This window comes from Streptomyces sp. NPDC049837 (genome assembly GCF_040674455.1).
In the GTDB taxonomy this organism is placed as follows: Bacteria; Actinomycetota; Actinomycetes; order Streptomycetales; family Streptomycetaceae; genus Streptomyces.
Map to the genome: position 1 here is coordinate 633,008 of NZ_JBFAMP010000002.1, position 14,402 is coordinate 647,409.

The 14,402-nt window shown below is 73.3% G+C and carries 15 protein-coding genes; 7 read left to right on the forward strand and 8 right to left on the reverse strand.

Annotated features, from left to right (window positions below; translation table 11 throughout):
- Nucleotides 1–71: 71 nt before the first annotated feature.
- The 3 genes from AB0J57_RS07390 to AB0J57_RS07400 all read right to left on the reverse strand — a co-directional run bounded on the left by AB0J57_RS07390 (nt 72) and on the right by AB0J57_RS07400 (nt 2,984).
- Complete coding sequence (locus AB0J57_RS07390; protein WP_366127038.1) at nt 72–1,007, reverse strand: reprolysin-like metallopeptidase; 936 nt, start codon at nt 1,005–1,007, stop codon at nt 72–74.
- A gap of 130 nt (nt 1,008–1,137) precedes the next feature.
- Nucleotides 1,138–2,412 carry a tyrosine-protein phosphatase gene (locus tag AB0J57_RS07395; RefSeq protein ID WP_366127039.1) on the reverse strand — a complete coding sequence of 425 codons (1,275 nt, stop codon included), beginning with the start codon at nt 2,410–2,412 and terminating at the stop codon, nt 1,138–1,140.
- Between the two features lie 11 nt (nt 2,413–2,423).
- The gene (locus AB0J57_RS07400; RefSeq protein WP_366127040.1) at nt 2,424–2,984 is read right to left on the reverse strand and encodes a TetR/AcrR family transcriptional regulator; all 561 of its coding nucleotides are present in this window, start codon (nt 2,982–2,984) and stop codon (nt 2,424–2,426) included.
- Between the two features lie 51 nt (nt 2,985–3,035).
- Here AB0J57_RS07400 and AB0J57_RS07405 point away from each other — a divergent pair, with 51 nt between their 5' ends.
- The 3 genes from AB0J57_RS07405 (at nt 3,036) to AB0J57_RS07415 (ending at nt 5,625) form a co-directional block, all read left to right on the forward strand.
- Entirely contained in the window at nt 3,036–3,482 is a 447-nt protein-coding gene (locus tag AB0J57_RS07405) for a nuclear transport factor 2 family protein (RefSeq protein WP_366127041.1), read from the forward strand.
- A gap of 74 nt (nt 3,483–3,556) precedes the next feature.
- On the forward strand, nt 3,557–4,444 hold the full coding sequence (locus tag AB0J57_RS07410; RefSeq protein ID WP_366127042.1) for an SDR family oxidoreductase: 888 nt from the start codon (nt 3,557–3,559) through the stop codon (nt 4,442–4,444).
- Complete coding sequence (locus tag AB0J57_RS07415) at nt 4,441–5,625, forward strand: aromatic acid exporter family protein (protein ID WP_366127043.1); 1,185 nt, start codon at nt 4,441–4,443, stop codon at nt 5,623–5,625. The genes AB0J57_RS07410 and AB0J57_RS07415 overlap by 4 nt, the downstream gene beginning before the upstream one ends.
- Before the next feature lie 15 nt (nt 5,626–5,640).
- Here the strand turns inward: AB0J57_RS07415 and AB0J57_RS07420 are convergent, their stop codons facing one another.
- On the reverse strand, nt 5,641–6,678 hold the full coding sequence (locus AB0J57_RS07420; protein WP_366127044.1) for a YihY/virulence factor BrkB family protein: 1,038 nt from the start codon (nt 6,676–6,678) through the stop codon (nt 5,641–5,643).
- A 79-nt stretch (nt 6,679–6,757) separates the two neighbouring features.
- Here AB0J57_RS07420 and AB0J57_RS07425 point away from each other — a divergent pair, with 79 nt between their 5' ends.
- Nucleotides 6,758–8,155, forward strand: a complete 1,398-nt coding sequence (locus AB0J57_RS07425; RefSeq protein ID WP_366127045.1) for an NADP-dependent succinic semialdehyde dehydrogenase — start codon at nt 6,758–6,760, stop codon at nt 8,153–8,155.
- A gap of 6 nt (nt 8,156–8,161) precedes the next feature.
- Here AB0J57_RS07425 and AB0J57_RS07430 read toward each other — a convergent pair whose 3' ends face one another.
- Complete coding sequence (locus AB0J57_RS07430; RefSeq protein ID WP_366127046.1) at nt 8,162–9,181, reverse strand: glutathione S-transferase C-terminal domain-containing protein; 1,020 nt, start codon at nt 9,179–9,181, stop codon at nt 8,162–8,164.
- Nucleotides 9,182–9,211: 30 nt separating this feature from the next.
- Nucleotides 9,212–9,682 carry a VOC family protein gene (locus AB0J57_RS07435; protein WP_366127047.1) on the reverse strand — a complete coding sequence of 157 codons (471 nt, stop codon included), beginning with the start codon at nt 9,680–9,682 and terminating at the stop codon, nt 9,212–9,214.
- 289 nt (nt 9,683–9,971) lie between these two features.
- On the opposite strand from AB0J57_RS07435, the gene AB0J57_RS07440 reads away from it, so the two are divergent.
- Nucleotides 9,972–10,145, forward strand: coding sequence for a hypothetical protein (locus tag AB0J57_RS07440; RefSeq protein ID WP_366127048.1), 174 nt, complete (start codon nt 9,972–9,974; stop codon nt 10,143–10,145).
- Here AB0J57_RS07440 and AB0J57_RS07445 read toward each other — a convergent pair.
- Nucleotides 10,142–10,972 (reverse strand): helix-turn-helix domain-containing protein, encoded by an 831-nt coding sequence (locus AB0J57_RS07445; RefSeq protein WP_366127049.1) that lies wholly within the window; start codon nt 10,970–10,972, stop codon nt 10,142–10,144. The two genes, AB0J57_RS07440 and AB0J57_RS07445, sit on opposite strands and share 4 nt — an antisense overlap.
- Nucleotides 10,973–11,192: 220 nt before the next feature.
- On the opposite strand from AB0J57_RS07445, the gene AB0J57_RS07450 reads away from it, so the two are divergent.
- Both AB0J57_RS07450 and AB0J57_RS07455 read left to right on the forward strand, forming a co-directional pair.
- Nucleotides 11,193–12,221, forward strand: coding sequence for a hypothetical protein (locus AB0J57_RS07450; protein ID WP_366127050.1), 1,029 nt, complete (start codon nt 11,193–11,195; stop codon nt 12,219–12,221).
- A gap of 493 nt (nt 12,222–12,714) precedes the next feature.
- Nucleotides 12,715–13,359 carry an LAETG motif-containing sortase-dependent surface protein gene (locus AB0J57_RS07455; protein ID WP_366127051.1) on the forward strand — a complete coding sequence of 215 codons (645 nt, stop codon included), beginning with the start codon at nt 12,715–12,717 and terminating at the stop codon, nt 13,357–13,359.
- A gap of 6 nt (nt 13,360–13,365) precedes the next feature.
- Here AB0J57_RS07455 and AB0J57_RS07460 read toward each other — a convergent pair whose 3' ends face one another.
- The gene (locus tag AB0J57_RS07460) at nt 13,366–14,388 is read right to left on the reverse strand and encodes a PHP domain-containing protein (RefSeq protein WP_366127052.1); all 1,023 of its coding nucleotides are present in this window, start codon (nt 14,386–14,388) and stop codon (nt 13,366–13,368) included.
- Nucleotides 14,389–14,402 lie beyond the last annotated feature (14 nt).

The following is a 14,402-nucleotide window of genomic DNA, read 5'->3' on the forward strand; positions in this document are numbered from 1 at the left end:
TTATCTTTCCGGCCCGACATACGCCTGGGAAGTGCGAAATTCCGGGCCTGGCGCCGCCTCCGACCCCCTGCTCACCGGCCCGGTCGGCGGCGGTAGTCGGCCACGATGCGGACCACGGCGTTGAAGGTGCGCACGCTGTCGGCGGGCCTCGGCTGCCCCAGGGGGGTACCGAGCCGTTCACCCCGGTAGGTCTGGCGCGGGTTGGAGTAGCGGTTGATGCGCCGGCAGGGGCCGCCCGTCGCCCTGCGGCAGCTCGACTCGTACGCCTCCAGCGTCGACCACCTGCCCGACGGCGGGAAGTAGCCACGCGCGCTGTTCACCCCCCGGGGCGCGGTCACGTAGTCGTGCATGGCGCCGAGGTTGTGGGCGATCTCGTGGGCGAGGGAGTGGTGCGCGAGGGCCTTCTGCGCGACGACGCTGTAGCCGTGGCCGCTGGTCCGGGACGTCACGCGCCGGGGCCGGTTGGCGAGCCCGGCGGCGCCCTTGCTGCCGGTCACCACCGTGACCAGGTCGGCCCCCACGCTGTCCCGGAGGCGGGGCAGGTGGTCGGCCACGCCGTCGCCGCGCCGCGCGACCGCCTTCAGCAGGCCGGCCCCGGAACGGTCCAGCCGGGTGGGCACCGGGGCCCGCACGACGCCGAGCAGCCGGAGGCGGGCGTGGACGGCGCCGGCGGCGAACGCCTGGGAGGCGGAGGTGACGGCCTGCCGGATCCGGGCGCGCACGGTGCGCTCGCCGCCCGCCTCGCGGGCCGCCCGGACGGTGAAGCCGGCCAGGACGTCGATGGTGACGATCCGTTGCGCCTGGTGGGGGCGGGGCACGCGCATGCAGTGACGTTTCTTCTTCGTTGGGGCGCGGCACGTCCCGGCTGCCCCCTCCGCCTCGGGCGCGGGCGCGGCCACGGGCGGGGCGGAGGAGGCGGACGGCCGCTCCTGGGCGGGCGAGCAGCCGGTGGTGCTCAGCACCAGGGCCAGCGCGGCGGCCCCCAGTGAGGAATGGGCAAGGCGCATCTCCATCCTTTCGCAGAGCGGAACCCTCAAGGTGTCCTTGCGAGAAGGGTGGTGCCGCATGCGCGGCCCGGCGCCGATTCACCGGTTCGGCCGGGTCGGAAGGGCTACGGAGCCGGAGCCGTCGGAAGGGCTACGGGAGCCGGAGCCGCTTCTCCAGGAGCGTGACCGCGTACGTGTGGCCCGCGCCGCCGTCCTTGGCCGGCTGCTCGCCCACGGCCTCGTACCCCGCCGCCTCGTAGTAGGCGCGCAGCCGCGCGTTGCCGGCCAGGCAGTCGAGCCGGCACAGGCTCCGCCCGGCGGCGGCGACGCGCCGTTCCGCCTCGGCGAGCATCCGGCGTCCGGTGCCGGGCGGGCCGGTGCGGTGGTCGGTCATCAGCCGGTGGACGTAACCGGCCGTCGGGGGCTGCGGCCCCCAGGCGGCGGGGTCGTCCCACCACAGCTCCCAGGCCCCGGCCACCGGCCCGCCGGGGCCGAGCGTGGCGATCCAGACCTCGCCGTCGGCCAGGCGCGCCCGGAAGTGGTCCTCGCCGAGCTGCCCGGGCTTCCACTGGTCGATGCCCCGGGCGAGTAGCCGGCGCGCCGCCTCGTCACGCAGCCGGACCAGCTCAGCCAGGTCGCGCTCGTCCGCGCGCCGGAAGGACAGCGGCGGCTCCCCGGCCGGTTCGAGCAGGCGGGCGCGCAGGGCGGCGACCAGCTCGTCGTCGACGCCCAGCAGGCCCGTGGCGTAGTCCCGTACGGAACCGTGCCGTTCGGCCAGGGCGGCCAGGAACAGGCGCATCACGTCGGCGGGCGCGCGGCCGTAGCCGGGCCAGTCCGGGAGGCGGCCGGAATGGGCGGCCCGCCAGTCGGCGACCAGCCGCTCGGTGGCGAGCTCGGTGAGGGTGAAGTCCTCGACGATGTCGGTCTCGTCCACGCCCATCAGGGCCAGGACGAGCGCGGCCAGCAGACCGGTGCGGTCCTTGCCGGACGCGCAGTGGAAGACCACCGGGCCGTCCTCCGCCCCGGCGATCACCTCCAGGGCCCGGCGCAGTTCCTTGACGCCGTCGTGGGCCACTTCCATGTAGCGCTGGACGAGGTACGGGCCGGGCTCGACGTCCGGGCCGAGGCCGGCCTGGTTGTAGGGCCGGTGCTCGACGCTGAGATTGTGGTAGGCCAGCGAAGGATGGTCGGGGACGCGGCCGTTGGCCTCGATCTCCCAGGGGTAGCGCAGGTCGATGACGGTACGGACGCCCAGCGCGAGGAAGCGGTCCCAGTCCTCGCCCCTGTCCCCGTCCCCGTCCGCCAGCTTCGCCAGGGAGTCGGAGCGGAACAGCGCCCCCCACCGCACGCGCCGGCCGTCCTCCGTGGCGTACCCGCCGAGGTCCCGGAAGTTGTGCAGCCGCTCGAAATTCACATGTCTGTTCACAACGGGGCACTCTATGCGGGGACTTGCCGCAGCAGCAGGGCCGCCGCCTCCCGCGCCTCCCGCGCGGGCGCGGACGAGCCGGCGATGGCGGCGGTGGCCATGGCGCCCTCCGCGAGCAGCGCGACATGGGCCCCCGTCGAGGCGGGGGCGCCCGCCTCGGTCACCAGTTCGGTGAGGTACCGCCGGAACTCCTCCTTGTGCCGGCGCGCGGCCTCCGCGACCTCCGGCGAGGTGGCGCCCAGTTCCCCGAAGGAGTTGATGAACGCGCAGCCTCGGAAGCCCGGTTCCTCGAACCATCCTCGCAGCCAGTCGAAGACCGCGAGCACCCGCTCGCGCGGCGGGGCGTCCAGGGAGTCCACGTACGCGGCCAGGCTGTCGCGCCAGCGGGCGTCGCGGCGCAGCAGGTACGCCTCGACCAGGGCGCCCTTGGAGGGGAAGAGCTGGTACAGGCGCCGCAGGGTGACTCCGGACGCCGACCGGACGGCGTCCATGCCCACGGCCTGGATGCCCCGGCCGTAGAACAGCTCCTCGGCCGCGTCGAGCACCCGGGTCCTGGCCGCCTCGGTGTCCATGTCGCCACTCCCTTGCGTGAGAACCATCGTTCTCGTACGGTACTCGATCAGGTGAGAACGATCGTTCTCGCCCGAGAGGAGACCACTGTGCGCCCGCCCCTGCCGCCGTTCACCGAGGAGACCGCCCGCCTGAAGGTCCGGCTCGCCGAGGAGGCCTGGAACACCCGTGACCCCCGGAAGGTCGCCCTCGCCTACACCGAGGACTCCGAGTGGCGCAATCGCGATGTGTTCCTGCGCGGCCGGGACGAGATCGTCGCCTTCCTCACCGCCAAGTGGCAGCGCGAGCTCGACTACCGGCTCCGCAAGGAGCTGTGGGCCTTCACCGGCGACCGCATCGCCGTGCGCTTCGCGTACGAGTACCACGACGCCGCCGGGCAGTGGTTCCGCGCGTACGGCAACGAGAACTGGGAGTTCGACGAGCACGGCCTGATGCGCAAGCGCTACGCGAGCATCAACGACGTCCCCATCGCCGCCGCCTCGGCACGGATCGTCGTCTGATTCGCGGCGAACGCATCGGTCGTCAAGTCTTGGGAACGCGAGAAGTCGACCCCTGATGATCGGAAAGGCGGACCATGACCGACCCCCGCGAGCCCCAGGACCCCGTCACCCGTCACCCCCGGCCGGACTTCCCCGAGCAGGAACAGCCCCACCCGGGGTGGACCGGCCCGATGGACCCGCCGCCCGACCACGGCGAGGAGTCCTACCGGGGCAGCGGACAGCTCGTCGACCGCGTCGCGGTCATCACCGGCGGCGACTCCGGCATCGGGCGCGCGGTGAGCCTGGCGTACGCGCGCGAAGGCGCGGACATCCTCTTCACCCACCTTCCCGAGGAGGCCGACGAGGCACGCGAGACCGCGAGGCTCGTCGAGGAGTCCGGCCGCAAGGCCATCGCCATGGCGGCCGACAACCGCGACGAGGAGCAGTGCCGCGCCCTGATCCGGCGGGCCACCGACGAGTTCGGGCGGATCGACATCCTGGTGAACAACGCCGCCTTCCAGATGGCCCAGCCGGACGGCATCGAGGCGATCACGACCGAACAGTTCGACCGGGTGATGAAGACCAACCTGTACGGAATGTTCTGGCTGACCAAGATGGCGCTGCCGCACATCCCCCGGGGCGGCTGCGTCATCAACACCACCTCCGTACAGGCGTACAAGCCCAGCCCGCCGCTGCTCGACTACGCCATGACGAAGGCGGCCATCGTCAACTTCACCCACAGCCTGGCGCAGATGGTCGCCGATCGCGGCATCCGGGTGAACGCGGTCGCCCCCGGACCGGTCTGGACACCGCTCATCCCGGCGACGATGCCCGAGACGGCCGAGTTCGGGAAGCAGTCGCCGCTCGGGCGGCCCGCCCAGCCGGCGGAGATGGCGCCGGCGTACGTCTTCCTCGCCTCGTCCGGCGCGAGTTACATCACCGGAGAGATCGTCAACGCCACCGGCGGCACCCCGCTGCCGTGAGCCCCGCGGCCCGCGCGCGAGAGCTGTGGCACCGGGCAGGGTGGGAGGCGGCGGCGGTCGGCCGGTCCGTACGGCGCGCGCTGACCGGCCCCGGGCCGGAGCGGGACCTGGCCGTCCAGTCCATCAAGGCCGCCGGCGCCGCGATCCTCGCCTGGGCGGTGGCCGGCTGGTGGTGGCAGGCCCCGCTGGCGCTGATGGCGCCCTGGACGGCTGTCGCCCTCGTACAGAGCACCGTCTACCGCTCGGTGCGCACCGGCGTCCAGCAGGTCGTCCTCATCGCCACCGGCACCGTCCTGGCCGCCGCGGCCGCCGGGCTGACCGGCAACACCATGGCGGCGATGGCCGTCGTGCTGCCGGTCACCGCCCTGCTCGGCAACTACTCCCGCTTCGAGGACCAGGGTGTCTACGCCTCCACCACGGCGCTGTTCGTCCTGGTGTACGGCTCGTTCAGCGGCTTCGACATCGTGCACCGGCTGCTGGAGACGCTCCTCGGCGCGGTCATCGGCATCGGCGTCAACGCGCTGATCCTGCCGCCCGTCCACCTGCGCCACGCCCACGAGTCGCTGTGCCGGCTGCCCAGGGACGGCGCGGAGCTGCTGCGGGCGATGGCCGCCGAGATGGAGCGCGGCTACGACCGGCCTAAGGCCCAGGAGTGGCACGCGCGCGCCCGGCGGCTGCCGCAACTGCTCGCCGACCTCCGCAGGGCGCGGCTGTGGACCCGCGAGAGCCTCCGCCTCAACCCGGCCGGGCGCCGTATCCGCCGCCCGGTTCCCGAACTGCCCTCCACACAGTGGGACGCGGCCTGGGAGAGCGCCGCCGACCACCTCACGGCGCTCACCCGCATGCTCGCGGAGGCGGCGGGGGACCGCCCCCGGCTCAGGCCGCCGCCGGACACGGTCCTCGGGGACGTACCGCCGCTGCTGCACGCCCTCGCGGACGTGTGCGAGGCGGACTGCGCGGCGCTGGACGCACCGGCCGATGCGGGCGCGGGTACGGGCGGCCGGGACGGCGGTGTTCGCGACGAGGCCCTGGCGCGGGCCTGGGGGGCCCAGCGGCGCCTGAAGGCCCGGCTCACCGAGCAGGACGACGAGACCGCCACGTCGGTCGGGGGCCTGGCGGCCGAGCTCCAGCAGCTCCTGCACGACCTGGAGGAGGCCCGCGTCGCCCCGCGGGGCACATGAGCGTGAAGGCGGCCGTCACCCGGGGCCTTCGTCGGAGCGTTCGTCGTCCGAGCGTTCCTCGTGCCGGCGGGACATCTCCGGGGGCCACTTGCGGGTGTCCCGGGGCTCGACGTAGGGCTCCTCCGACTCCGGCATGCCGCCGCTGATGGCCCGCTGGCGCGCCAGCTCCGCGTCGAGCTCCAGCCCGAGCAGGATGGCCAGGTTCGACAGCCACAGCCAGATCAGGAAGGTGATGACACCGGCCAGGGTGCCGTAGGTCTTGTTGTACGAGCCGAAGTTCGCCACGTACAGCGCGAAACCGCCCGAGGCCAGCAGCCACAGCAGCACCGCCAGCACACTGCCCGGGCTCAGCCAGCGGAAGCCCTGGCCGTGGACGTTCGGCGCCCGCCAGAACAGCAGGGCGATCATCAGGATCACCAGGACGATCAGTACCGGCCACTTGGCGATGTTCCACACGGTGACCGCCTCGTCGCCGAGGCCGATGGCCTGGCCCGCGCGCTCCGCCAGCGGGCCGGTGAACACCACGATCACCGCGCTCACCAGGAGCAGCACCATCAGCACCAGGGTCAGGCCGACCCTCAGCGGGGTCAGCTTCCACACCGGACGCCCCTCGGGGAGGTCGTACACGGCGTTCGCGGTACGGATGAACCCGCCCACGTACCCGGACGCCGACCAGATCGCCGCCACCAGGCTGACCGCCGCGACCACGCCGCTCGCCCCCGGGCTGTCCTGGAGCTGGCGCACCGCGTCCCCGAGGATGTCCCGAACGGAGCCGGGCGCGAGCTGCTGGAGGTTGTCCAGGACGGCGCGTGTCGCCGAGTCGCCGATCATGCCCAGCACCGACACCATGACCAGCAGGGCCGGGAAGATCGACAGCACGCCGTAATAGGTCAGGGCGGCGGCTCGGTCGGGGAGCTCGTCGTCCATGAACTCCTTGCCGGTCCGCTTGAGTACCGCTCGCCAGGAGCCGGCGGACAGGTCGGTGGGCTCGTCCGGCGCCCGCCTGCCCTTCACCCCCGCCGCATTTTCCTTGTCGTCACCTGTGTGTGCCATACCGGCACGGGTTACCCGGGAGGCCTGGCTCAACCCGCCGCCGTAAGGTCGGGACAGCGACTGCGAGGAGGATCCGCCCATGCCCATCGCGACCGTCAACCCCGCCACCGGCGAGACGCTCAAGACCTTCGAGGAGCTCACGCCCGACGGGATCGAGCGGTGCCTGGCCGCCGCCGACGCGGCCTTCCGCCGGTACCGCACCACCACGTTCGCCGACCGGGCCCGCCTGCTCGAACGCGCGGCCGACCTGCTGGAGGCGGACCAGGAGGACATCGCCCGCACGATGACCACCGAAATGGGCAAGCCCCTCACGGCCGCCCGCGCGGAGGCGGCCAAGTGCGTGAAGGCCATGCGCTGGTACGCCGCCAACGCCGAGCGGCTCCTCGCCGACGAGCACCCGCCCGAGGCCGAGGTCCGGGACGCCGGCGCGGCGCACGCGCGCGTGCACTACCGCCCGCTCGGCCCCGTCCTGGCCGTCATGCCGTGGAACTTCCCCCTCTGGCAGGTCGTCCGGTTCGCCGCGCCCGCGCTCATGGCGGGCAACGTCGGGCTGCTCAAGCACGCGTCGAACGTCCCGCAGACCGCGCTCTACCTGGAGGATCTCTTCCGCCGGGCGGGCTACCCCGAGGGCGTCTTCCAGACGCTGCTGGTCGGCTCCCGCGCCGTCGAGGGCATCCTGCGCGACGACCGGGTTGCCGCCGCCACCCTCACCGGCAGCGAACCGGCGGGGCGCTCGGTCGCCGCCATCGCGGGCGACGAGGTCAAGAAGACCGTCCTGGAGCTCGGCGGCAGCGACCCGTTCGTGGTGATGCCGTCGGCGGACGTCGAGAAGGCCGCCCAGGTCGCCGTCACCGCCCGCGCCCAGAACAACGGCCAGTCCTGCATCGCCGCCAAGCGGTTCATCGTCCACGCGGACGTGTACGACGCCTTCGCCGAGCGCTTCACGGCCGGCATGGCGGCGCTCATCGTCGGCGACCCGATGGAGGAGTCCACCGACGTCGGGCCGCTCGCCAGCGAGGCCGGCCGGGACGGCCTGGCGGAGCTCGTCGACGACGCCGTACGCCAGGGCGCGACCGTGCTGTGCGGCGGCCGCCGCCCCGAGCGCCGTGACCCGCGCGGCTGGTTCTACGAGCCGACCGTCCTGGCCGGCATCACCCCCGCCATGCGCATCCACCAGGAGGAGACCTTCGGGCCGGTCGCCACGCTCTACCGGGTGGCGGACATCGACGAGGCGGTGAAGGTCGCCAACGACACCTACTTCGGGCTCAGCTCCAACGTCTGGACCCGCGACGACGCGGACGTCCAGCGGTTCGTCCGCGACCTGGAGGCGGGCGGCGTGTACGTCAACGGCATGACCGCCTCCCATCCCGCGCTGCCGTTCGGCGGGGTGAAGCGCTCCGGGTACGGGCGTGAGCTGTCCGGGCACGGCATCAAGGAGTTCTGCAACGCCACCACCGTCTGGCAGGCGGCCTCCTAGCCACGGCTACAGCGGCTGGACGACCTCGCCGGACGGGGGAGGGGGCGGCGGCGTACCGTCACCGAACGGGCGCCCGCCCAGCTCCTCGCGGTGGTGCGGGGCCCGCCAGCCGCGCAGGTCCGGGCCGCGCGGCACGATCCGCGTCGGATTAATGTCCTCGTGGACCATGTAGTAGTGCCGCTTTATGTGGTCGAAGTCCACCGTGTCGCCGAAGCCGGGCGTCTGGAACAGGTCCCGTGCGTACGCCCACAGCACCGGGTCCTCGGTGAGCTTGTTGCGGTTGCACTTGAAGTGACCGTGGTACACGGCGTCGAACCGGACCAGCGTGGTGAACAGCCGGACGTCCGCCTCCGTGATCGTGTCGCCCACCAGGTAGCGCTGCCCGGCCAGGTGCTCCGAGACCTGGTCCAGCCGGGCGAACAGCCGCGCGTACGCCGCGTCGTAGGCCTCCTGGCTCTTGGCGAACCCGGCCTTGTACACCCGGTTGTTGACGTCCTGGTAGATGCCCTCCATCCGCTCGTCGATCTCGTCCCGCAGCGCTTCCGGGTAGAGGTCGGGCGCGCCCTCGCGGTGCAGGGCCCGCCACTCGGTGTCCAGGTCCAGGGTGATGCGCTGGTAGTCGTTGGTCACCAGTCGGCCGCTCGGTACGTCGACGACCGCCGGGACGCTGATGCCGCCGTCGTACCCCTTCTCCCTGGCGTGGTACGCCTCGCTCAGGAACCGGATGCCGAGCACCGGGTCCCGGCCGTCCGGGTCGAGGGTGAAGCGCCAGCTCCGCTCGTCCTGGACCGGGTCGGCCACGGCGACGGACAGGGCCTCCTCCAGCCCCAGCAGCCGCCGCACCACCAGCGAGCGGCTCGCCCACGGGCAGGCCCGGCTGACCACGAGCCGGTACCGCCCGGCCTCGACCGGCCAGCCGTCCCGGCCGTCGGCGGTGATCCGGTCCGTGAAATGGCTCGCGGACCGCGTGAACTCGGCGGAATCGCGCACGATGCCTGCCCCTTCCGGCGACGAGGACGGACTCACGGCGCCCGGGTACCCGTCCCCGGCGGGGCTTCACTCGGGTTCCGGAGGCCCGCCGAGCGCCTCGTCGATGGCCGGCATCGGTTCGCCTCCGGGGCGCCACCTGCCGAGGAATGGGGCTTGCCGGGCGACGTCGACGAGCTCGACGCGCGCACCGATGCTGTCCACCCGGTGATAGACGAACGGCCGCCCATGGGGACAGCCGGAGAACTCCACCGGCAGGCCGGCCCCGGCCAGGCGCCGGGAACCCTGCCGGACATCGGTGGACCAGAACCCGATGTGATCGAACCTCGCTCCGGCCGACGCGTCCCACGGGCTGCCCGGCGAGCCTTCGATCAGTTCGATGAACGGCGGCCCGCCGGTGGTGAAGACGATGCGGAAATCCCACTCCCCGAGGCGGTCGGACAGCGGATCGCCCCACCCGACCCCGGCCGAGCGCTCGAAGTCCACCATCGCCCGTTCGAGGTCCGGCACGGCGAAGTACACATGGTAGAAGGCAGTCATCCACCCATGATCGAACACCCGCGCCGCGCGGATCGAACATTCGGCTGAGGACAGATCGAGCCGGAAGAGGTGGGCCCGGCAGCACCCAGGCAGCCACGGGACCCTGGATCCGGACACCCCGCGCGCCCCGCCATACCCGCGGCCCGCCGCACCACACGCCAACGGCTCCTCCCGCAAGATCGCCGATGTCCCGGGCGCGTACGGAGTCGCGCTCGACGCGGCGGGCAAGGCCTACGTCGCCAACTGGACGGACGGGCAGCTCATCGCCGTCGAACTGCCGGGCGGAGAGATGAGCACGGTCGTCACCGGCCTGGGGACGTGCGAGGGTCTCGCGCTGGACACCGTCAACGGCTGGATCTACGTCAGCAACCGTGAAGGCCAGTTGTGGCAGATCAGCCGGCGTGCCACCCAGGCCATGGGAGGCGTCGGCAAGGTCGTGCCCCAGGCGGCGTTTCCCGCCTAGTCGTCGGTGCGGGCGCGCAGCGCCGGGGGCCGGCCGCGGCGGCGGCGCGGGCCGGGGCGGAAGGCCAGCATGATCAGCCGCGATCCGGGGGCCGCCAGCGGCTGGGCCGCGCACATCGTCACCCATCCCGGGCCCAGCTCGGGATGGGACAGCGGCCGCTCGTCGCCGTCCAGGGGGCTGTACGCGCTCGCCGACTCGTAGAGGGGTTCCGCCACCGGGTCGGCCAGGACGTCCTGTTCGATCGCGCACAGGGTCTTGTCGGACGGGTCGGCGGCGAGCGCGACACGCAACTGGGGGAGCACCAGGGGCGCCCACGCCGTCTCCCAGTCCGTCAGGACGGTACGGGCCTCCGGCTCGACGGCCATCCACCGCATGGTGTTGGCGGGGACCCGGCGGTGCGGGAAGAGAGCCCCGAAGGGGGCGTTGTGGGCGAGCAGGTTCCAGGAGCGGTCGTTGATGTACGCCGGGTGCGAGATGCCGTCGAGGATCTCCTGCCACACGCCCGGGAGCTCCTCGCCGGAGCGGGAGTCCAGCGGGCGGGGCGGGTCCTGGCCCAGCGCGTACCGCCACAGCGCGATCCACTCCTGCTCGTTCATGCGGAACAGCTTCGCCACGTCCTGGAGGAGATCGACCGGCGGGTTGGGGTAACGGCCGGACTCCAGGCGGCCGTACGTGTCCGGGGCGCGGTGCAGGATCTGGTCGATCTGCGCCTGGGAGAGCCCCCGGGCCCGCCTGCCCTGCCGGGTGGGGCGCGACAGGCCGTGGCTCTCCGGCGTGATCGACGCCCGGCGCTCGCTGAGCAGCAGACGCAGTGCAACCTTGTCCATGACGTTTCTTCCCCGAGGGGGCGGCCGCCGGTTGTGCCGTGGCCGCCGTGGTGTGCCGTGGGCCGTTCCGGGAACATCCGGGACAGGTACCCGGAAGGGCCACACCGGTACGCTGGCCCGTTGTGCGTCAGCGATCAAGCATTCGCGTGGTGCGTACATGCGCACGGCGCACACACGCAGGCGTAAAACGGGGGCAAGGGCAATGGACCAGGACAATTCCGTGCGCGGTGATTCCGTGCCGCCCGCCGGCGCAGGCGGGCACGACGCTCTGTCGGCGGCCGCCAGGGCCCTGTACGCCGCGATCACCAGGGGCGAGCCGCTCGGCCCGGCGGACGGCGCCGCGCTGCGTGAGCTGCTGGAGTGGCGCCTGGTCGCCGTCGACCCCGACCGGCCCGAGGCGCCGATCGCCCTGGACCCGCAGGAGGCGGGCCGGCGCCGGCTCGACGAAGGGCTGCGCGAACTGGCCGCCCGGGCGGCCCGGATGGCGGCGGTACCCGACGTCGCCGACGAGCTCGCCCTGCACTTCGAGCGCGCCAAGTGGCGCTCCGGCGCGGGCAGCGAGTTCCTCGCCGGGCCCGAGCAGGTCGGCGCCCGGATCGGCGAGGCCGTCGGCCAGGCCGAGACCGAGCTGCTGACCGCCCAGCCGCTCGGCCCGCGCGGCGACGACGCCATGGAGGCCGCCCTCGCCCGCGACGCCCGCGCCCTGGCCCGTGGGGTGAGCGTGCGCACCCTGTACCGCGACGGGGAACGGGACGATCCGGCGACCCGCGACCGGGTGACCCGGCTGACCGCGCGGGGCGCCCAGTTCCGTACGCTCGCCGCCCCGTTCCAGAGCTGCGTCGTCGTCGACCGGCGCCAGGCGTTCATCCCCGACCACGTGGTCAACTCCAGCCCCACGCATGCCGCCTGGCACGTGATGGACCGCGCCCTGGTGGCATTCATCGCCGAAGGGTTCGAAGGCGCCTGGCGCCGCGCCGACATCTGGCACGGCGACCCCCGGCGGGCCGTCCCCGACGGCGGGGCAGGGCTGACGCACCGTCAGCGCGAGATCCTCATCGACACGGCGGCCGGTGTCGACCAGCGCATCACCGCCCGGCGCCTGAGCATCGGGCTGCGCACCCTGACCAAGGAGCTCGGGGTGCTGCGCGCCCGCTGGGGCGCCCCCACCCTGGCCGCGCTCTCCTACCAGTGGGCCCTGTCCGCCGAACGGCGGCGGATGACGGAGGAGACGGCCGCTCCGGAGGAGTGAGGGGGCGCGATCCGGCCTCCGGTGGACACGTGGTGGCTGAAGCTTTTTCACCGAAGAAGCATCAGAAGAAATCCCCGGAGGATTCCTGCATCCTGGACGAGTTGATCGGCACGCCTTCCGGGCGCTGGCGGTCCGCGAAACCGCTATTACGGGGGGCGTTGTCCGCGCCTCATGCCAGAAACGGGCAACGCAGGGCACGGGCAGCGTGTCCTGCCGGGCATCGCGTGGATACCGCAAGGTCGAGCCAGGGCCTTCCGGGCCGCCACACCGGATCATCGGTACGTCCCCCGTGATAGGGCGGGCCCTTGCGGCGAACCATGCAGCGACTCATGCGGCGCCCCTTGTGGCGACCTCAACCCACCTGCACGGACGGGGAGTTCACGGGGGCGGGTGCGGCGGCCGGCGGCGGGAGCAGTACTGTGCGCGGCACGCCGCACGTCGTGGCGGCGTACGACCACGTACCGGCACCCGTAACCGTACGGAGGAACCCCCCATGCCCCTGCCCACCGGACCGAGGCGGAACGCCGCCGCCGTCGTGACCGCCGCGCTCCTCGGCGCGGCCGGCACGGTGTTCGCCGCCGCTCCCGCCTGGGCCCACACCCCCTCCTGGTCCGTGACCTGCTCCGAGGTCCAGGTCGACCTCACGGGCTACCAGGACCAGGCCCCCAACGAGGTGACCGTCACCGTGGACGGCAAGGACCTGCTGCCCACCGAGAAGTTCGGCCGGGAGTTCCACAAGAAGCTGCCGCTGCCCGACCACGACAAGGAACTGACGGTCCGCCTGGTCGTCAAGGCCTCCGACGGCGACCAGTTCTCGCGCGACGAGACCAAGACCGCCCCGGTGTGCGAGAACTCCACGCCCACCCCGACGCCCACCCCCAGCACCACGCCGCCCACCAGCCCGCCCGCCACGCCCACCGCCACACCGAGTCAAACGCCGCCCACCGAGACGTCCCCGGCCCCGTCCGCCCCGCCCTCCGCCCCGGCCCCGTCCGCGCCCGCCCCCGGCGGCGGGGACCTCGCCGAGACCGGCTCGTCCGGCGCCACGCCCGTGATCGGCGGCGCGGCGGTGGCCGTCGTCCTGGCCGGCGGCGGCATCCTCTGGGCCGTCCGCAAACGCCGCGCCACCGGCAGCTAGCCGCTCTCAGGCGCTCTTCGGCGCCTCGCGCGTGCGGGTCCAGGTGAGCAGCTCCTCGGCCGGCCAGGTGTTGATCACCCGGCCGGCCGGTACGCCGCACTCCTCGGCCCGCGCGCAGCCAAGGATCTGCCAGTCGAGCTGACCCGGCGCGTGCGCGTCGGTGTCCACCGCGAAGAACACCCCCGCTGCCACGGCCTGCCGCAGCAGCCGCCGTGGCGGGTCCAGCCGCTCGGGGCGGCTGTTGATCTCCACCGCCGTTCCCGACTCGGCGCACGCGGCGAAGACCCGTTCCGCGTCGAACTGCGACTCCGGCCGCTTGCCGCCCACCAGCCGGCCCGTGCAGTGGCCGAGCACGTCCACCAGCGGATTCGTCACCGCCCGCACCATCCGCCGCGTCATGGCGGGCGCGTCCATCCGCAGCTTGGAGTGGACCGAGGCGACCACCAGATCCAGTCGGTCCAGCAGCTCCTCGTCCTGGTCGAGTGAGCCGTCCAGCAGGATGTCGCACTCGATGCCGGTCAGCAGCCGGAACGGCGCCCAGGTCTCGTTCAGCGCGGCCACCACGTCGAGCTGCTCCCGCAGCCGCTCCGCCGACAGGCCGCGGGCCACCGTCAGCCGGGGCGAATGGTCGGTCAGCACCGCCCACTCGTGGCCGAGTGCCGCCGCGGCCCGCCCCATGGCGTCGATCGGGCTGCCGCCGTCCGACCAGTCGGAGTGCAGGTGGCAGTCGCCGCGCAGCGCCGCCCGCAGCGCGGCACCCCGCTGCGGCGCGTCGCCCACCTCGCTCTCCAGCCGCTTCAGGTAGGCCGGTACGTCCCCGGCCAGCGCCTCCCGCACCACCTGCGCGGTCTTCGGCCCGACCCCCTTGAGCTGCTCCAGCGTCCCGGCCGCCGCCCGCTTCGCCGCCTCGCCCTCCCCGAGCGCCGACAGCGCCGCCGACGCGGTGCGGAACGCCTTCACCCGGTACGTCGGCGCCTGTGACCGCTCCAGCAGGAAGGCGATCCGGTCCAGTGCCTCGACGGGGTCCATGCGTTCCTCCTCGG